Source organism: Streptomyces mangrovi (assembly GCF_900114215.1).
In the GTDB taxonomy this organism is placed as follows: domain Bacteria; phylum Actinomycetota; class Actinomycetes; order Streptomycetales; family Streptomycetaceae; genus Streptomyces; species Streptomyces barkulensis.
This window is the reverse complement of sequence record NZ_FOSG01000007.1, coordinates 250,720-268,808: the sequence shown is the minus strand read 5'-3', so window position 1 is coordinate 268,808 and position 18,089 is coordinate 250,720. Positions and strand designations below refer to the sequence as shown.

The window sequence follows — 18,089 nt, the reverse complement described above, 5'->3', positions numbered from 1 at the left end:
TCTTGCTATGTGAGCAAGATGATTCCACTATGTGGGCACTGATGGGGTGTGACGCCCGCCGGGCCGGTGCGGGCCGGCGGGCTGGGTGCACGAGGTCGTCAGGCCGGGGCCGAACCGCCCGTGGCCCCCTCGGCCGGCGGTCCGCCGTAGGGCCAGCGCAGCAGCGCGCCGAGCCCGCCCACGGGCAGCCCCCCGGGAGTCCCGGGCTCCTCCATGAGCGGCCCCACGGAGATCACCTCGGCGCCGGTCGCCACCGCCGACCGCAGCAGCGCGTCGTCCGCGCGGGCGCTGACCGGACGGGTCTCGCCCAGGTACTGCATGTCGGTGCGGCGCACCGACACCTGGTCGGGCCCGTCGCCCACCCACACCTCGCGGTGCAGATCGGGTCCGTCGGGGCGGACCAGCAGGGCGGAGATGCGGTGCTCGCGGGCGGCGTCCACCAGCGCGGGCACCCCCTCGGCGGCGCCCACCCTGCCGTCGTCGGTCGGCACCCGCCCGGCCTGGAACCGCTCCATGACCTCGGCGGCGTGGCGGTGCACATACGAGGCGCGGGCCTCCTCCACCTCCTTGTCCAGCTTCTCCTCGCCGGCCGCCGCGTTGCGGCCCGGGGCGCGCACCCCGTGCTCGGCGATGACGGCCGTCCCGTGGAAGTCGGGGGCCAGCCGGTCGTGCACGGCGTGGCACTCGCGGGTGTCGCCGGCCAGGACCAGCACCTGTGCGCCCGTCTCGGCCCGGCGTGCCTTCAGGCTCTCCGCGATGAGGGCGGCGTTGTGCTCCCAGGTGTTCTCCACCGCGTTCTGGAACCGCCGCTCGGACCAGTCGGCGTTCGGGGTGCGGTGCACCGGCCAGTCCTCTCCCTGGATCTGGCCGGCCTCGCGCCTGCCGAAGGGGCCCCGCAGCTCCAGGTCCGCACCGGTGCGGTCGATGCGGGCCAGCAGGCAGGTGGGGGCGGTGTCCATCAGCTCCAGCAGCGGCGCGGTGTGCGGCAGCGGCCCCCAGGTGGCGTGCGGGCCGCCGCTCGGCGCCCGGGCCAGCGCAGGATCGAGCACCACCTCGCCCGCGGTGGCGAACAGCGCCCGCCCCGGCGAGGCCGAACTGCGCGGCAGCGCCAGGAGAGCGTCGTACACCGCCTTGCGGGTGCGCTCGTCCGCTCCCTGGCTTTTCAGCAGATCGTGAACCTCCCGGGCGGCGAGTTCGTGGCGGGCCGCCGCGTCCTCGGTCAACCACGAGGTGTCGAAGTAGACCGAGGCCCAGGGGCCGGGACGGTCGAAGATCGGGCTCAGGAATCCGAGTTCCACGGGCTCTCCCTCCTTGTGATGGGCGGGTTTCCGGGTACCCGAACCGGTGCAAAAGACACGGAGCGACGCCGGAGAACACCGACGAAGGAGGCGACCGGACCATGGCAATGGGAGTGGACCCGGAGAAGCTGTCCGAGACCGCGCTGATCGAGGAGCTGGAATCTCTGCACCGGACCCGCCACGACACCCTGCTGCACGGATCCTCGGACGCGCTCGCCGCGCACACCCGGCGCACCGCCGAGCTGGAGGGCGAGTATCTGCGGCGCCACCCCGACCGGGCCGTCTCGGCGGGCCGTACCAGGGAGGGCGCCCGGGCGCGCACCGAGTGAGACGAGGGGCGCGGCGAACGCGAGGGCGCGGCGACGGCGGCATGGCGGCGGTGCTGTGACGGCCGGGTGAGCGGGTGTTTGCCCCCTTCAGGCGGGGGCACCCGGACCGCGGCCGAGCGAGCGGCCCTGTGGGGGAGTGAGAAGGCTCCGGGCACGGAGGTCAGGGACCGTGCCCGGGGCCGCTCCCGAACCCGGGTACCGCCCTGCTCAGGGCGGTACCCGCGGCTGCCGGCAAGGCCGTTGGGGCACACCGGCCCGGAGCGCGCTGCGCACGGGGGGAGCACACGGGCACGGCGGAGGCGTGGGCGAGGCGTGCGGGCAGGACGCGACAGGGGCGTACCCGAAAACCGGGTGCGCCCCTGTCGCCCGTCGTGGAGGGTGGGCCCATGAGTGATGCGCACCTCCGCCCCGGAACCACCCTGGCACCGGACGACACGGTGACCGTCGTCCTGCACAAGTCCCATGGCCGCCAGGTCCGTTACCCGGCGACAGTGGAGCGCGACGACGGCGTCCACGCCGTCGTGCGGGCGCCCTGGGCCGGCCCGCCGGTACGGGACTTCGGCTTCGTGCGCTTCGAGAGCGGCGATGTGTTCACCGAGCACTACTGGCGCGACCGCTGGTTCTCGGTCAAGGAGGTGCGCGGCCCGGGCGGCGCCCTCAAGGGCTGGTACTGCGACGTCACCCGCCCCGCCGCCGTCGCGCGGGACACGCTGACCACATGGGACCTGGAACTGGACCTGTGGGTGTCGCCGGACCGGTCCGCCGTGCTGCGCCTGGACGAGGACGAGTTCGCCGAGAGCGGGCTGCCCGAGAGCGAACCGGAGACGGCCGGCAGGGCCCGCCGTGCGCTGGACGAGCTCGAACGGCTCGCCCGCGAGGGCGGTTTCGACGCCCTGCTGGACTGATCCCCCGAACCCCGGCCCCCGACATCCCGGAGCCCCGACCGGGCGCGGGGCAGGCGGAGGGGACGCGGAGAGCCGCACCCTCTCCGCGCCCCCGCTCATGGGCCCGCCGGGCGGTCCGGCGGCGGGCGGCCGGCTCAGTCCTTCAGCCGCGGCAGGACGTCACTGCGGTAGAAGTCGAAGAAGCCCCGCAGGTCGGGGCCGATCTGGTTGACGTGCACCACGTCGAACCCGGAGTCGGCGAACTCCCGCAGGGCGCGTACGTGCTCGTCGGGGTCGTCGCCGCACGGCAGCCCGGAACCGGCCACCACTTCCTCGGTCACCAGCCGCGAGGCCTGCTCGAAGTGGGCGGGGGTGGGCAGGACCTGCCCCAGCTCGCCGGGCAGGAACATGTTGGGCCAGCGGCGGTGGACGGTGCGCACGGCCTCGTCGCGGTCGGTGCCGTAGCAGACCTTCGTCCCGGCGAAGGCCGGCCCCTGCCCGGAGCCGCGGCCCCCGCCGCTGCGGCGGAAGCGCTCCAGGCCCTCCACGTCGGGCATGGTGGTGATGAACCCGTCGGCCACCCGTCCGGCCAGTTCGATGGCGGCCGGGCCGAAGCCGGAGACGTCGATCGGCACCGGCTGGTCGGGCACGTCGTACAGCCGGGCGTTCTCCACGGTGTAGTGCCTGCCGTGGTGGCTGACCTCCTCGCCGGTCAGCAGGCGCCGCATGACACCGATGGCCTCCTCCAGCATCTCCATCCGCACCGACGCCTGGGGCCAGCGGTCGCCCAGGATGTGCTCGTTGAGCGCCTCGCCGGTGCCCACGCCCAGCCGGAAGCGCCCCTCCAGCATCACCGCGCTGGTGGCGGCGGCCTGGGCGACCACCGCGGGGTGGACGCGCACGGTCGGGCAGGTGACCGCGGTCTGGACGGGCAGCGAGGTCGCCCGGGAGATCGCGCCGATGACGGACCACACGAACGGGCTGTGCCCCTGGACGCCGTTCCACGGGTGGTAGTGGTCGGAGATCCACAGCGAGGTGAAGCCCGCCTGCTCGGCCATCCTGGCCTGTTCCACCAGCTCGTTCGGTCCGTGGTCCTCACAGGCCAGGAAGTAGCCGTACTCGGTCATCGACGCAGTCCTCCACAGGTCCGGCGGTGCGGGCACCGGGTAACCGGGTGCCGGTGCGAAAAACATCGTTTGAAGGGGTGGGCCCCGGGCATCCGAACCCTCGTGCTTCGGACCGCAGGCACATCCGCGGGAGCGGTGACATTCCCCGCCCCGGGTGTTTCGGCCCCGGTCCCCCTGTGCCCGGTCCCGCGGTAACCCCCACAGAGCCACAGTCCACAGTTCGGGAGAGACCGCACATGACCCCCGTACGAGCACGAGCAAAGCACGCGCGGCACCCGCACGACGACGCCCCCGACACCACCGCCGAGTTCCAGCGCATCGCCGAGCTTCCGGACGGCCCGGAGCGGGAGGAGCTGCGGCAGCGGGTGGTGCGGGCCTGGATGCCGATGGCCGAGCGCCTGGCCCGGCACTTCCGCAACCGCGGCGAGTCCCTGGAGGACCTGGAGCAGGTGGCCGCCCTCGGCCTGGTGAAGGCCGTCACCCGCTACGACCCGGCGCGCGGCAGCGCGTTCGAGAGTTTCGCGGTGCCGACCATCGTCGGCGAGATCAAGCGGCACTTCCGCGACCACATGTGGGGCCTGCACGTGCCGCGCCGGGTGCAGGAGCTGCGCAACCGCGTCCGGGCCTCCAGCCGCCAGCTCAGCCACTCCCTCGACGGCCGCACCCCCGGCGTCAGGGAGATAGCGGAACACAGCGGCCTGACGGAGGAGGAGGTGCGCATCGGCTCCGAGGCCCTGGAGAGCTACAGCACCCTCTCCCTGGACGCCGAGCTGCCCGGCGCCGACGACGGCTACGCGCTGGTGGACACCCTCGGCAGCGCCGAACCCGGCTTCGACCTCGTCGTCTACCGCGAGTCGCTCAAGCCCCGGCTGCGCAACCTGCCCGAGCGCGAGCGCAAGATCCTGTACCTGCGCTTCTTCTGTGACATGACCCAGAGCCGGATCGCCGAGCAGCTCGGCATCTCCCAGATGCACGTCTCCCGGCTGATCAGCCGCACCTGCAACCGCCTGCACGCCGAGGTCGAGGCGGACCTGGAGCGGGAGCAGGCCGCCGTACCGGAGCGGGAGCGCGAGCGCGTCTACGCGGGCTCCCGGGCCGCCTGACGCGCCGCCGACCGGTCCCGGCGCCTTTCCGCACCCCCGGCGTCCGCCGTGCCCGCGCGAGCAGCGCGGGCACGGCGGACGCGCGCCCGGTATCGCGTGGGCCGTCCGGTCCCGCCGGTGGAGCGGGCCGTGGAAGGGTTCGCGGACCAGCCCGCGGAGCGTCTCACAGCCCGCGCAGGGCGAGGGCGACATGCCGTGCGATCCGCTCCACGGCACCGGTCTCCGCCAGCCCGAAGGCCTGGCGGCCGCCGGTGCGCAGCAGCGTCAGCGCGCCGAGTACCGGGCCTCCCCCGCCGTCGGACAGCGGCACGCACAGCAGCGAGCCGACCTCGGCCCGCACCAGAACGGGGATCCCGGCGCCGTCCCGGCCCAGGAGCCCGGGGTCCTCCGGCCGCACCCGCAGCGTCGTGCCGCCGTGCCGCACCGCGTCCACCACCGGGGGCCAGGAGGACGGGTCCTGGCCGGCGACCGCGTCGCGCAGCCGCCCGGCCGGGGCCAGGACGGCGGCCCGGCGCAGCGCGCCGCCGGGCACCGCGGCGTCGACGACGACCCAGTCGGCGAACCGGCCGTAGAGCGCCTCCGCCACCCGCTGCGGCACCTCCTTGGGGGAGTCGGCGCCGAGCAGCGCCGTCGTCGTCCCGTCCAGCAGATCCATCAGTTCGGCGCCGCGGGCGGCCTCGGACGGGTCGGGGCGCCGCTCCTCGCGCTCCACCGCCGCGACCGGCCCGGCGGGGCCGGTTTCGCCGGGCGCGCCGGGCCCGGCCGGCTGGAAGACGGCCAGGACGATCGCGCCCGGCTCGTGCGGGGGGCGCAGCGCCGTCAGGGTGGCCCGCAGCGCGGTGCCGCCGTGCCGCGGCGGGCCCGGCAGACGGACGGTCAGGCCGCGGTCGCCCTCGCCGCGGGCGACGGCCGCGACCTGGGAGCGGAAGGCCCCCCGACAGCCGTGGGCCAGGGAACCGGTCAGCGCCCGCCCGGTGGCGTATCCGGCCCGCATTCCCAGCACCTGCCCGGCGGCGGGGTTGCACCGCCGCACCACCGTGTCCCGGTCCAGCAGGGCCACCGCCACCGGCAGCCGCTGGAACAGGGTGCGCAGCAGCCGGTGCTCGTGGTGCTCCTCCCGGCCGGCGCGGCGCTGTTCGGCGGCCAGCTCCTGGTAGCGCGGCCACAGCACCTCGGCCGCGTGGCGCAGCTCCAGGAGCGCGGCCTCCAGGGCGGGGAGCCGGTCGGCCTCCGGCAGGGCAGGCGCCGACCGCAGTTCCTCCACCCGTCGGCGGAAGTCCGCCAGCTCGCCTCCGAACTCCTCCGCCTGCGCCATGTCATCAACGTAACCCGCGGGCAGCCTGCGGTCCTGTCGATCGCACGGAAAAAATATTACTCATCACTCTTTGTTGGGATGATGGTGGTGGGAGAGGCCGCGCGGGAGTGGTTCCGGGCGGCCCGCGCCCACCCGGGGCGGCTGAGCGCGCCGGCCGTTTCCCGGCCGCCGCGCGGGGCAGCCGATCCCACGGAACCGGACGTTCGGGAAGCCGGCCGGAACCGGCCGGAGAACAGGGAAAGGACCGGACAGCGCCATGCCGGACCGATGCGACGCGATGCCGTTCGAGTCCGCTCCGACCCGGCCGGGACCGGAGCCGGAGCCGGGGCTCGACGCCGCCTCGCCCGCCCGGAGCCTCGCCCGGCTGGCCGAGCAGGTCGTCCGCTCCACCCCCGGCTGCTGCGGCGCCACCGCCACCGCCCACACCGGCTCCGACCCGGCCGAGGGCACCACCGCCGTCACCCATCCGGACCTGTCCGCACTCGTCGCCGTCCAGTGGGAGGACGGGGACGGCCCCGTGCCGCAGGCCCTGCGCACCGGCCGCCCCGCCGGCTCGGACGACCTGCTGCTGGACGACCGCTGGCCCGGCTACCGCGCCAGGGCGCTGGAGATGGGGCTGCGCTCCGGCGCCGCCCTGCCGTACCGACGGGACGGCCTCACCCTCACCGTCACCGTCCACGGCTTCCGCCCCCGCCCGCTGGAGGAGACCGTCCGCTGCCCGGCGGCGCTCCTGGGCGACCTGGCCGCCACCGGACTGGCCCGCGACCTCTGCCACAGCGCGGCGCTGGCGGAGACGGAACAGCTCAGGTACGCGATGCGCAGCAGACCCGTCGTGGACCAGGCGTGCGGGATCGTGATGTACGTGCTCGGCTGCGACGCGCGGGAGGCGTTCGACTTGCTGCGCGGGATCTCGCAGCACACCAACCGCAAGCTCTCCGACCTGGCCGGCGCCCTGGTGCGCACCCGGGGCCACGGCATGGAGCAGGAACTCCATCGCTTCCGGGAGCGGCCGAGGCGGCCCTGACCGGTCCGGCGGAAGGGCCGGAAGGCAGCGGCGGAACCAGACAGCCAGACGGAGCGGCCGGCGGGCCGCCCCCGGACACGGCGGAGGCACGGATGCAGCAGACCCGACCCGACGGCCCCACCCCCGCGGCCGTGACCGAGCCGGATCCGCGCGGCGCCCGGGACACCGGACACGGCGGACACGGCGGACACGACGGACACGGCCGGGGCGCGTACGGCGCTCACGGCGCCGTGGCCGAGGCGGCCTGCGGCTACTGGGGGCGGCGCGGCCTGCCCACCGCGCCCGGACAGGTGGTCGTGGCCCCCACCGCGCCCCTGCTCCTGCTGGCACTGCTCGCCGCCGCCGAGCCCGGGGACGGACCCGTTCACGGACCGGGGGAGGGCGGGACGGAGGACGGCGGCGGGGTGGTGCTGCCCAGGCCGGGCCCGGCCTGGCACGCCGACCAGGCACGGCTGCTCGGCCGGCCGCTGCACCCCGTGCCCGTGCCGGCCGAGTGCGGAGGGGTGCCCGACCCCTTCGCGCTGCTGGAGACCGTGGGCAGGGCCCGCGCCGCCGGCGGCGACCCGCGGGTGCTGCTGCTGTCCGTGGCCGACGGGCTGACCGGGACGGCGGCGCCGCCCGAGCTGCTGCACGAGGTGTGCGAGGCGGCCGTCCAGGAGGACCTGCTGATCATCAGCGACGAGAGCTGGCGCGACACCTCCCACGACCCCCACGGCACGGTGATCGTCAGCCCCGCCGAGATCCTGCACCGATCCGCCCGCCTCACCGGCGCGGGTACCCACGCCGACGCCCTCCACGAGCCCGCCCGCGCCTCCCAGGGCCTGCCCGGCGGCGCGGACGAGGGCGAGGACCACGACTGCGTCGTGGTCCTCGTCGACCTCGGCGCCGACCCGGAGTACGCCTTCGGGCCGGGCACCCCCGTGGGCGTGGCCCGCCTGCCCGCCACCGCGCGCGGGCGGGAGCTGGGCGAGCGCACCCGCGCCGTCCTGGCCGCCCTGCACGCCCGCCCCCGCGACCGCGACGCCACCGCCGCCGCCGAGGCGCTGGGCGAGACGGAACCGCTGCGCGAGCACCGCGCCGCCGGCAACCGCGCCCACGCCGCCCGCGCCGCCGCGCTCCACCGGATCCTGGCCCGCGCCGGCGCGGTCTGCCGGCCGCCGCACGCCGGCCGCCACATCTACCCCGACTTCGAGGCGCTGCGCCCCGCGCTGGCCGCCCGCGGCATCGGGGACGCCCCCCGGCTGGAGGCGGAACTGGTGCGGCGGCTGGGCCCGTACGCCCTGGGCGGCCACCGCTTCGGCGACGATCCGCACGCCCTGCGGGTGCGCCTGTCGACGGATGTGCCGTCCGGCGGTGCGCCGTCCGGGGGTTCCGCCGGGGCACGGGCATCACTGGAGTCGGTCCTGCGGGATCTGACGGGCGCGGGCCCGGCGGCCCCCGCCCCGTGAGATCACCGGACACACCCCCGGACACACCCCCGGACGGACACAGATGGGAGCCCCGCATGACCGAGCAGACGGACAAGCCCGCACAGGCCGTACTCGACGCCCCCGCCGCCGGCTCCCCCCGGCGGCCCCCCGCCCTGCCCGTGCCCCGGCCGCTGGCCGAGCGGCGCACCTGGCCGGGCACCTTCGCCGACCGGCTCACCGAACCCCTGCCCGGTCTGCGCTCCCTGTCCCGCATAGCCCGGGAGGGCAGCACGCGCCCCGACCCCGCGACGCTGCGCGAGGTCCCCCTGCTGCCCTGCGAACCGGCCCCCCTGCCGCCCGTCGACGCCACCGCCGCCGCCGTCACCTGGGCCGGGCACGCCAGCTGGGTGGTGCGCATCGGCGGCCTCACCGTCCTGACCGATCCCGTCTGGTCCCGCCGGATCCTGGGCACCCCGGCACGGGTCACCCCGGTCGGAGTCCCCTGGGAGGACCTGCCGCGCGTCGACGCCGTGGTGATCTCCCACAACCACTACGACCACCTCGACGCCCCCACCCTCAGGCGCCTGCCGCGCGACACCCCGCTGTTCGTCCCCGCCGGGCTCGGCGCCTGGTGCCGCAGGCGCCGCTTCACATCCGTCACCGAACTGGACTGGTGGGAGGCGGCCGAACTGCCCTCGCCGGGCGGCGGCACCGTCCGCTTCGACTTCGTCCCCGCCCACCACTGGTCCCGGCGCACCCTCACCGACACCTGCCGCTCGCTGTGGGGCGGCTGGGTGCTCACCGACCGCCACGGGCAGCGGATCCACTTCGCCGGCGACACCGGCTACGGCCACTGGTTCACCGAGATCGGCCACCGCTACCCCGGCATCGACCTCGCCCTGCTGCCGATCGGCGCGTACGCGCCGCGCCGGATGCTCCGCCCGGTGCACACCGACCCGGAGGAGGCCGTACAGGCCTGCCTGGACCTCGGCGCCCGCCGTATGGCCCCCATGCACTGGGCCACCTTCCTGCTCTCGGCCGAGCCGCCGCTGGAGCCGCTGAGCCGGGTACGGGCCGCCTGGGCCGCGGCGGGACGTCCGCGCGAGGACCTGTGGGACATGCCGATCGGGGCTTCCAGGATCCTGGACTGACCGGGCCGACCCCGACCCCGGCCTCGTACCCGCCTAGCGCCGGACCCGCACCGGGCGCATCCGCCGCCACGCCGAGGGCGCCGCCCCGACCAGCAGCGTCAGGCCGACCGCCGCGGCCACGCCCTGCCACGGCTCGGGGAACAGCGACCCGCCCAGGATCCCGATCAGCTGGTAGGTCGCCGTCCACACCAGGCAGGCCGGAGCCGCGCCGCGCACGAACCGCCGCACCGGCACCCGCGACAGCAGGCAGGCCACCATCACCGGGATCCGCCCGGCCGGTATCAGCCGGGAGAGGACCAGCACCGTCACGCCGTGCTCGTCCAGCTTCCGTCGCGAGGCCTCCAGCCGTTCCGGATCGGCCCGCCCGCGCATCCGCTCCAGCCAGCGCGCCCCGTTCCTGGAGTGACCGCCGCGCCGCCCGAGCCAGTACAGCAGCAGATCGCCCAGGAACGCGGCCAGCGACGCGACGGCGAACACCAGCAGCAGCGGAAGGGCCGGAGGACTGCGGTGGAACGCCACCGCCGACGCCGCACTGACCAGCGCACCCGTCGGCACCACCGGCACCAGCGCACCGAAGGCCACCAGCAGGAACAGCGACGGATAGCCCACCGCGCCCGGCGCCACCTGCCCCGGTATCTCCCGCACCGCGCCCAGCAGCGCGTCCATCACCCCGCCGCCTCCAGCCGTACGCTCTCGCCGTGTCCCAGCCGGTGCACCGCCGCGGCGGGGGCCGAGCGCGCCGCCAGCCGCGCGAACTCGTCGCCGGGGGAGTGGAACTCGTGCGGCCGGACCGCGTCCAGACCGATCGGCCAGTACGTCCCGTAGTGCACCGGCACCGCCAGCGGCGCCCCCAGCCGGGCCAGCGCCTCCGCGGCCCGGGGCGCGTTCATGTGCCCTTCGCCCAGCTTCGGCCCCCAGCCGCCCACGGGCAGCAGCGCCGCGTCCACCGGACCGACCGCCTCCGCCATGGAGTCGAACAATCCCGTGTCACCGGCGAAGTACGTCCTGGAATCCCCCTCGACCACATAGCCCAGGGCGGGCGCCAGATGCGGCCCGTACGGCAGCCGCCGCCCGTCGTGCTCCGCGGGCACCGCGCGGACGGTCACATCCCCGGCCCGCACCCGCTCGCCCACGTCGACCTCCTCGACCCGCAGCCGCTCCGCCAGCCGTCGCAGCCCCGCCACCGAGGCGAGCGCGCCGCACGGCACCACCACCCGGGTGCCGGGCAGCAGGCGGGCCAGGGAGGGCAGATGCAGATGGTCGGCGTGCAGATGGGAGACCACCACCAGATCCACCCGCGCCGCCGACTCCGGCGGCGGCTGTCCGCGCCGCCTGCGCAGATGGGCCAGCCGCCGGACGAACACCGGGTCGGTGAGCACCGTCACGCCGCGGTCGCGCACCGTCGTCGTGGCATGGCCCCACCACGTGATCTCCGCAGGCACCGGGCTCTCCTTCCCTCCGCCCGCCCCTTCCCCGTACCGATCCTCTCATCACACCACCGCGCTTCCGGGAGCCTTCGCAAAGGGACCGGACGCGCCCCCGGAAGGGGGAAGCGCTGTGGAAAAGTGGGATGCGCCGGGCCGGGTACGGCGGTTTCCGGCGCGCGGGAAGCATGGACGCCCCCGGCGCGGAGAACGCGGACCGCAGGGGCCCGCGAGGATCTACTGGGGCGGACCGGGGCCGGCGCGGGCCCGGCCCGGGGCCCCGGAGGAGGAAAGGCGGACGGCGTGCGGATGGCGGCCTGGCGCAGGGCGGGCGGCGCGGTGCTGCGCGTCCTGGTGGTGTGGGCGGTGAGCACCCTCACCATGCTGGTGCTGGCCGGCGTGCTCCCCGACTTCCGGCTCCAGTCCGCCGACGGCGACAGCGCCCCCAGCATCGCGATCACCGCCGCCCTCGGGGCCGGCGCCTTCGGCCTGCTCAGCGCACTGGTGTGGCCCCTGCTGGTCAGAGCCCTGCTGCTGGTGCCCGCCCTGGTACTGGGCCTGCTGGTGTTCTTCCTCAACGGCTCGCTGCTGTGGCTGGCGCTCGCCCTCCTGCCCGACTACCGGGGCGAGGCCGACCCGCAGACCGCCGTGGTCGTCGCCGCCGCGATGTCCGCCGCCTCCTCGGCGGCCAACACCTTCCTGGCCGTCCGCGACGACCGGGCCTACCGGCGGCGCCTGGCCCGGCTCGCCGACCGCCGCTGGCGCCGCACCGGACGCCGCCGGATGCCCGCCACCCCCGGCACCGTCTTCCTCCAGCTCGACGGGATCGGCCACGACGTGCTGCGCGACGCGGCCCGCGCCCCCACCGACGGCGAACCGCTGATGCCCACCGTCGCCGCCATGCTCCGCGACACCCACCGCCTTGTCCCCTGGCACACCGACTGGTCCAGCCAGACCGGCGCCAGCCAGCTCGGTATCCTGCACGGCTCCAACGAGGACGTGCCCGCCTTCCGCTGGTACGAGAAGGAGACCGGCGAGGTGGTGATCAGCAACCGGCCCTCCAGCGCCGCCCGGCTCCAGCGCCGCGCCGCCGAACACAGCGGCGAGCCCGGACTGCTCGCCCGGGACGGCGCCAGCCGCGGCAACCTCTTCAGCGGCGGAGCCGCCCAGGTGGCCCTGGTGCTCTCCGTCTCCGCCCGCCGCGGCCGGCACAACCGGTCGCGCGCCGGGTACTTCGCGTACTTCTCCGACCCGGCCAACGCCACCCGCACGGCCGCCTCCTTCACCGCCGAGGTGGTCCGCGAGATCGTCCAGTCCACCCGCGCCAGGCTGCGCGGGGACAGCCCGCGGGTGCCGCGCGGCGGGCTCTACCCGTTCATCCGGGCCTTCGCCACCGTCGTCCAGCGGGACGTGGTGGTCGCCTCCGTCCTCGGCGACGTCCTCAGCGGGCGCACCGCCGTCTACGCCGACCTCGTCGCCTACGACGAGGTGGCCCACCACTCCGGGCCGCACGGCCGCGACACCCACCAGGTGCTGCGGCGGCTGGACCGGTCCGTCGGCCTGATCGCCAACGCCGCCGCCCAGGCCCCCCGGCCCTACCGCCTGGTCCTCCTGTCCGACCACGGGCAGAGCCCCGGCGAGACCTTCGCCTCCCACTACGGGCTCACCCTGGAGGACCTGGTCCGCGCCGGATGCGGGCTGCCGGTCTCCCGGAGGGCCCGGCACACGGCCAGCGGCGCCGAGGCCCGCGCCGCCGCCCGCGCCGCCCTGCACCGGCCCGAGGACGGGCACGGCGCCGAACCCCACTGGCCCGCCCCCACCTCCGATCCGGTGGTGCTGGGCTCGGGCAACCTCGGGCTGGTCTCCTTCCCCGGCATCCCCGGGCGGGCCACCCGCGAGGAGATCGACCGCCGCCACCCCGCCCTGCTGCGCACCCTCGCCAACCACCCCGGCATCGGCTTCCTGCTGGTGGACACCGAGCGCCATGGGCCGGTGGTGCTCGGCCCCGGCGACAGCGAACACCGCCTGGACACCGGCGAGATCACCGGCGAGGACCCCCTGGAGCCCTACGGGCCCCGCGCCGCGGCCCTGGTGCGGCGCACCGCGCGCTTCCCGCACGCCGCCGACATCATGGTCAACTCGGCCCTCGACCGGGCCACCGGCGCCGTCCACGCCTTCGAGGAGCAGATCGGCTCCCACGGCGGCCTGGGAGGCGAGCAGTCCCGGGCGTTCATCCTCTACCCGCGCCTGCTGTCCCCGCCGGACGCGGACGGCGAGCCGGTCGGCGCCGAGCAGGTCCACCGGGTGCTGCGCGGCTGGCTGCGCGAGGCGGAGGCCGCCCAGGCGGTGACCGCGCCCTTCATCCCGGCCCGCGCGCCCCTGCGCTGAACAGGCCGGCCCGGCCGTCCGGCCGTCAGGCTGTCCGGTCGTCCGGTCGTCAGGCCGAGTCCGCCGGATCCGAGGAAAAGTGTGCCAAGCGTCTTGTATTACCTCAGCGGTAATCGACCCCCGCACGGACCGGCGGCAGGGTGGGGGCACCGGGTTCCGGCCGGCGCGCTCCGGCCGGAACCCGGCCTCCGGCCCTTGGCCCCTGGCCCGTGCGTACGGCCGGAGCTTTCCGCACCGTGCCCACAGTGCACCAGCACCGCACCAGCACCGCACCCGAGACGACGGAGGCCGATCCGCCATGTCCGCTACCTCACCCGAGACCTTCGGCACCACCCGCCCCACCCGCCCCACCCGAGCCGCGCTGCCCCTGCTGCGGCGGCTCCTCGCCCTGGACGCGGCGGTCACCCTCACCAACGCCGCCGCCTACCTGGCTCTGTCCGGCTTCCTCGGACGGCTGCTGGGAGTGGGCGCCGGCCTGCTCCTGGGAGTGGGCGCCTTCCTGCTGCTGTACGGCGCGGGGGTCGGCATCCTGGCGAGCCGCCCCGTTCCGCCCGCGCCCTGGGTGCGGGCGGTGGTGGAGGGGAACCTGCTGTGGGCACTGGCCGGCGCCGCCGTCCTCGCCGCCGGCGTACTGGAACCGTCCGCCGCGGGGTGGGTGTGGATCCCGTTGCAGGCCGCGGTGGTCGCCGCCCTGGCCGTGGCCCAGCACCTGGCGCTCCGCGCGGTGCTCCGCGCTCCCGGCCGGGCGTGACCGACACCGGCCGGTGCCGACCGGGACCTGCCGGCTACCCGAGCAGCCTCGGCAGCAGGGCCGCCGTCTCCGGGTCGGCCGGGACGAAGGTCTCCATCGCCAACTCGGAGACGGTCACGTCCATCGGGGTGTTGAAGGCGGTGATGGTGGAGAAGAACGACAGGACGTGACCTTGGTGCTCGATCACCAGCGGCAGGGCGAAGGGGCTCGCGGTCCCACGCCGTTCGGTGTCTCCCCCGGGTACCGGATGGGCGGCCACCTCCTCGTACAGCTCGCGCAGCGGTGCCGACCGCAGCAGCGCGAGTTGTCGCCGCATCTGCTCCAGCAGGTGCTCGCGCCACTGGGGGAGGTTGCGGATGCGGGGGGCCAGGCCGTCGGGGTGGAGGGTCAGGCGCATGGCGTTCAGCGGGGGGCGCAGGAGGTGTTCTGCCACGCCCTCCAGCAGGGCGGCGATGCCGCGGTTGGCGGCCACCACCTCGTACCGGCCGTCGACCACCAGGGCGGGGAAGGGCTCGTACGCCGTCAGCATCCGCTCCAGGCCCTCGCGCAGAGCGGCCAGGGAGGGGTCGTCCACGGGGGTCTCGGGGTAGTGCGGGGCGTGTCCGGCGGCCATCAGCAGCGCGTTGCGCTCGCGCACGGGGACGTCGAGGTGCTCGGCCAGCCGGAGCACCATCCGGGGGCTGGGGCGGGTGCGCCCGGTCTCGACGAAGCTGATGTGCCTGGCGGAGGAGTCGGCGCGCAGGGCCAGTTCGAGCTGGCTGAGCCCGGCGCGCTCCCGCCAGTGCCGCAGCAGGGGGCCCACCCCGTTCGCCGGCCTGCTCGTCCCCGTGCCCGTGTCGACCGCAGTGGATCCCATGCCGCGACCCTAGGCTGGGAGGGTCGTCCACGGGAAGTGAGATTTCGTGCCATGGCACCCCGACCGCTGACCTCGCAGGAGATCGACGCCGCGCTGGCGGAGCTGCCCGGCTGGGAGTTCACCGAGGACCGGCTGAGGCGGACGTACTCCTTCGCCGGGCACTTCCCGGCCGCGGCGATGGTGCTCCATGTCGCGCGGATCCAGGAGGAGATGAACCACCACGCGGATCTGCTGCTGGGCTACGACTCGGTGGGGGTCTCGGTGAACACCCACAGCGTGGGCGGGAAGGTGACGGAGCTGGACGTGCGCCTGGCCCGGCGGATCGAGGAGATCGCCCCCTCGCACGGCGCGCGCCCGTAGCCCGTGGCCCGTACCTGCTACGTGTACGGCGGAAGCCGCCGCCCGGCCGGGCGGCGGCTTCCGTTCGTGCTGCGGCCGGTGGATTACCGCTTGAGGGTCAGCCCGTAGGCGGAGAGGATCTCGTTGACCGGCTGGTAGTAGGTGGTGCCGCCGGTGCGGCAGTTGCCGGAGCCGCCGGAGGTGACGCCCTGGGCCTGGCTGCCGGAGATGTAGGAGCCGCCGGAGTCGCCGGGCTCGGCGCACACGGTGGTCCGGGTCACGCCGGTGATGGTGCCCTCGGGGTAGGTGACGCTGGTGTTGTGCTGCTGGATGGTGCCGCAGTGCCAGCCGGTGGTGGAGCCCGAGCGGCATATGGAGGCGCCGACGGTGGCCTGGGTGGAGCCGGCGACCTGGACGTTGCCGCTGGAGGTCTTCACGTACGGGGTGGCGGTCCAGTTGGAGTTGGCCGCGACCCAGGCGTAGTCGTTGCCGGGGAAGGACGAGCCCTGGAAGGTGCCCTGGGCGGCCCGGTTGTAGCCGGTGGTGGAGCTGCCCCTGGTGCCGCAGTGGCCGGCGGTGACGAAGCCCTGCTGGGAGCCCTTGGTGACGGGGAAGCCGACCGAGCAGCGGCCGGATCCGTTGATGTAGTACGCGTCGCCGCCGCGCAGGTCGTACAGCGGACGGGGCTGCTCGTCGGACTTCACCACGCGCACCAGGTCGGTGTCGGCTCCGGCGGCCTCGGCGAAGGCGCGGGCCTCGGCGGTGTCGGAGGCGCGGACGACGACGGAGTTGGTTTTGACGTCGACGTACCACACGGGCGCGGCGGTGGTGGCGTTCTTCTCGGCGGCCCGGTCCAGCGCGGCCTTGGCGGCCTTGAGCTCGTCCATGCCGTGCTCGACGACCTTGGCCCGGGCGCCCTGAGCGGTGATGGCGGAGGCCTCGGAGGCGTCGGTGGTGGCGACGGTGAGGGTGGAGGTGTCGCCGGTGGTCCAGGCGCCGGCGAAGCTGTCGGCGAGGTCCTCGGCGAGGGCGGGGGCGATCTCGCCGGCGCGGTACTCGTTCGCGACGCGCTCGCGGGCCTGCTCGGCGGTTATGCCGAAGTCGCGCTGCATGGCCTTCAGAGCGCCGGCGGGCATCTCCTCGGCGGCGCGGAGGGCGTCGGCGGTGAGGGTGGTTCCGGCGGCGGTCTTCGCGGAGGTGCCGGTGGGGGACGACGTGACCGCGCCGGCGAGGGAGGGCAGTGCGGTCAGGGCGAGTGCGGTGGCGGCGATTGCCGCACCGGTCGCGATACCACGGCTGTGGCGCATGCGTTCTCCTCTGTTGTGGGGGAAAGAGGGTAGGGGTGAACGGCACGCCCGTGTTCCATGAGGGTGGCGTGCGCCTGTCAAGTTAGACGTTTCGCGGTGCGCCGGTGTCGCATATCGGACACCAGGGGAAAGTGGGCACGAGACCTTCACGCGTGATCACAGGGGTGGCACCGGCCCTCGGCAGCGGTCCCACAACCGCGGTCCCACAACCGCGGGTTCACGGCAGCGGGTTCACGGCAGCCGAAAGGGCCGCCCCGCGCGCCGGGAGGGGGAGCTGCGCGCGGAGCGGCCCCGGGCCTGTTCGCCGGCGACGTACGGGCCGCCGGAGTCGGCGACCGTCACACCACCGTCCGCACCGCGGCCCCCGGCGTCCGATGGGAGGGACGCCGGGGGCCGCGGCCGGGGGAGGGGAGCCGGTGCAGCCTCAGCCCATCTCGTCGGGGTCGGGGCCCAGCCGGGCGCCGTTGTCCAGGGTGGACATGCCCGTCATGTCGTCGTCGTCCAGGACGAAGGAGAACACGTCGATGTTCTCCTCGATCCGGGAGGGGGTGACGGACTTGGGGATCACCACGTTGCCGAGCTGGAGGTGCCAGCGCAGCACCACCTGGGCGGGGGTGCGGCCGTGCTTGCGGGCGAGCTCGGCGATCACCGGGTCCTCCAGCAGCCCCTTGCCCTGGCCCAGCGGCGACCAGGCCTCGGTGGCGATGCCGTGCTCGGCGTGGAAGGCGCGGGACTCGGCCTGCGGGAAGTTGGGGTGCAGCTCGATCTGGTTGACGGCGGGGACGATCTCGGTCTCCTCCATCAGCCGCCGCAGGTGGGTGGGCTTGAAGTTGGACACGCCGATGGCCTTGGCGCGCCCGTCGGCGTGGATCTCCTCCAGTGCCTTCCAGGTCTCGACGTACCGGTCCTGCTTCGGCGCGGGCCAGTGGATGAGGTAGAGGTCGACGTAGTCCAGGCCCAGCCGCTCCAGTGAGGCGTCGAAGGCGCGCAGCGTGGCGTCGCGGCCCTGGTCGTTGTTCCAGACCTTGGTGGTCACGAAGAGGTCTTCGCGCGGCAGCCCGGACTCGGCGACGGCCTTCCCGGTGCCCTTCTCGTTCTGGTAGACCGCGGCCGTGTCGATGCTGCGGTAGCCCGAGGCGAGTGCGTGCCCGACGGTGGCGGCGGCCTCCTCGTCCGGCACCTGCCACACGCCGAAGCCGAGCTGCGGCATCCGGACGCCGTTGTTGAGGATGATGTTGGGAACGTTGCTCACGAGCGATCGGTCCTTGTCAGTCGGTTGGCGACACGTGTACCCGGGGGGCCCAACGATCATGGCGGCGTCGTCATTCCCGTCTCGCCGTACTCCGCCGCACTCCGCCGCACTCCGCCGTACGGCTTCGGGCCC

The 18,089-nt window shown here is 75.1% G+C and carries 17 protein-coding genes; 9 read left to right on the top strand and 8 right to left on the bottom strand.

Features of this window, described 5'->3' with window-relative positions; genetic code table 11:
* Window positions 1-98: 98 nt before the first annotated feature.
* Window positions 99-1,298, bottom strand: coding sequence for a baeRF2 domain-containing protein (locus tag BM237_RS12860; protein WP_093849709.1), 1,200 nt, complete (start codon window positions 1,296-1,298; stop codon window positions 99-101).
* 101 nt (window positions 1,299-1,399) lie between these two features.
* Here BM237_RS12860 and BM237_RS12855 point away from each other — a divergent pair, with 101 nt between their 5' ends.
* Together BM237_RS12855 and BM237_RS12850 are read left to right on the top strand one after the other, a co-directional pair.
* Window positions 1,400-1,627, top strand: coding sequence for a DUF6158 family protein (locus tag BM237_RS12855; RefSeq protein ID WP_093849708.1), 228 nt, complete (start codon window positions 1,400-1,402; stop codon window positions 1,625-1,627).
* A 386-nt stretch (window positions 1,628-2,013) separates the two neighbouring features.
* Entirely contained in the window at window positions 2,014-2,532 is a 519-nt protein-coding gene (locus BM237_RS12850; protein WP_093849707.1) for a ribonuclease FAU-1 family protein, read from the top strand.
* 134 nt (window positions 2,533-2,666) lie between these two features.
* On the opposite strand, the gene BM237_RS12845 is transcribed toward BM237_RS12850, so the two are convergent.
* The gene (locus tag BM237_RS12845; protein ID WP_093849706.1) at window positions 2,667-3,638 is read right to left on the bottom strand and encodes a TIGR03557 family F420-dependent LLM class oxidoreductase; all 972 of its coding nucleotides are present in this window, start codon (window positions 3,636-3,638) and stop codon (window positions 2,667-2,669) included.
* A 236-nt stretch (window positions 3,639-3,874) separates the two neighbouring features.
* Between BM237_RS12845 and BM237_RS12840 the strand changes: the two genes are divergently transcribed.
* Window positions 3,875-4,741 (top strand): SigB/SigF/SigG family RNA polymerase sigma factor, encoded by an 867-nt coding sequence (locus BM237_RS12840; protein ID WP_093849705.1) that lies wholly within the window; start codon window positions 3,875-3,877, stop codon window positions 4,739-4,741.
* A gap of 163 nt (window positions 4,742-4,904) precedes the next feature.
* Here the strand turns inward: BM237_RS12840 and BM237_RS12835 are convergent, their stop codons facing one another.
* Window positions 4,905-6,056, bottom strand: coding sequence for a PAS domain-containing protein (locus BM237_RS12835; RefSeq protein ID WP_093849704.1), 1,152 nt, complete (start codon window positions 6,054-6,056; stop codon window positions 4,905-4,907).
* A 256-nt stretch (window positions 6,057-6,312) separates the two neighbouring features.
* Between BM237_RS12835 and BM237_RS12830 the strand changes: the two genes are divergently transcribed.
* The 3 genes from BM237_RS12830 to BM237_RS12820 all read left to right on the top strand — a co-directional run bounded on the left by BM237_RS12830 (window position 6,313) and on the right by BM237_RS12820 (window position 9,640).
* Window positions 6,313-7,080 carry a GAF and ANTAR domain-containing protein gene (locus BM237_RS12830; RefSeq protein WP_245793579.1) on the top strand — a complete coding sequence of 256 codons (768 nt, stop codon included), beginning with the start codon at window positions 6,313-6,315 and terminating at the stop codon, window positions 7,078-7,080.
* Window positions 7,081-7,172: 92 nt separating this feature from the next.
* Complete coding sequence (locus BM237_RS12825) at window positions 7,173-8,528, top strand: pyridoxal phosphate-dependent aminotransferase family protein (RefSeq protein WP_093849703.1); 1,356 nt, start codon at window positions 7,173-7,175, stop codon at window positions 8,526-8,528.
* Window positions 8,529-8,584: 56 nt separating this feature from the next.
* Window positions 8,585-9,640 (top strand): MBL fold metallo-hydrolase, encoded by a 1,056-nt coding sequence (locus tag BM237_RS12820; RefSeq protein WP_093849702.1) that lies wholly within the window; start codon window positions 8,585-8,587, stop codon window positions 9,638-9,640.
* A 33-nt stretch (window positions 9,641-9,673) separates the two neighbouring features.
* Here the strand turns inward: BM237_RS12820 and BM237_RS12815 are convergent, their stop codons facing one another.
* Complete coding sequence (locus tag BM237_RS12815) at window positions 9,674-10,306, bottom strand: DedA family protein (RefSeq protein WP_093849701.1); 633 nt, start codon at window positions 10,304-10,306, stop codon at window positions 9,674-9,676.
* Window positions 10,306-11,082: an MBL fold metallo-hydrolase gene (locus tag BM237_RS12810; RefSeq protein WP_093849700.1), complete on the bottom strand. Its 777-nt coding sequence runs from the start codon at window positions 11,080-11,082 to the stop codon at window positions 10,306-10,308. The genes BM237_RS12815 and BM237_RS12810 overlap by 1 nt, the downstream gene beginning before the upstream one ends.
* A 291-nt stretch (window positions 11,083-11,373) precedes the next feature.
* Between BM237_RS12810 and BM237_RS12805 the strand changes: the two genes are divergently transcribed.
* Together BM237_RS12805 and BM237_RS12800 are read left to right on the top strand one after the other, a co-directional pair.
* The gene (locus BM237_RS12805; protein ID WP_093849768.1) at window positions 11,374-13,452 is read left to right on the top strand and encodes a phage holin family protein; all 2,079 of its coding nucleotides are present in this window, start codon (window positions 11,374-11,376) and stop codon (window positions 13,450-13,452) included.
* A 298-nt stretch (window positions 13,453-13,750) separates the two neighbouring features.
* Complete coding sequence (locus tag BM237_RS12800) at window positions 13,751-14,203, top strand: hypothetical protein (RefSeq protein ID WP_245793578.1); 453 nt, start codon at window positions 13,751-13,753, stop codon at window positions 14,201-14,203.
* 34 nt (window positions 14,204-14,237) lie between these two features.
* On the opposite strand, the gene BM237_RS12795 is transcribed toward BM237_RS12800, so the two are convergent.
* Window positions 14,238-15,059 carry a helix-turn-helix domain-containing protein gene (locus BM237_RS12795; RefSeq protein WP_093849699.1) on the bottom strand — a complete coding sequence of 274 codons (822 nt, stop codon included), beginning with the start codon at window positions 15,057-15,059 and terminating at the stop codon, window positions 14,238-14,240.
* Window positions 15,060-15,110: 51 nt separating this feature from the next.
* Between BM237_RS12795 and BM237_RS12790 the strand changes: the two genes are divergently transcribed.
* The gene (locus BM237_RS12790; protein ID WP_093849698.1) at window positions 15,111-15,419 is read left to right on the top strand and encodes a 4a-hydroxytetrahydrobiopterin dehydratase; all 309 of its coding nucleotides are present in this window, start codon (window positions 15,111-15,113) and stop codon (window positions 15,417-15,419) included.
* Between the two features lie 83 nt (window positions 15,420-15,502).
* Here the strand turns inward: BM237_RS12790 and BM237_RS12785 are convergent, their stop codons facing one another.
* Together BM237_RS12785 and BM237_RS12780 are read right to left on the bottom strand one after the other, a co-directional pair.
* Window positions 15,503-16,705, bottom strand: coding sequence for a S1 family peptidase (locus BM237_RS12785; RefSeq protein WP_093849697.1), 1,203 nt, complete (start codon window positions 16,703-16,705; stop codon window positions 15,503-15,505).
* Window positions 16,706-17,129: 424 nt separating this feature from the next.
* Window positions 17,130-17,957: an aldo/keto reductase gene (locus BM237_RS12780; RefSeq protein WP_093849696.1), complete on the bottom strand. Its 828-nt coding sequence runs from the start codon at window positions 17,955-17,957 to the stop codon at window positions 17,130-17,132.
* Window positions 17,958-18,089: the final 132 nt, after the last annotated feature.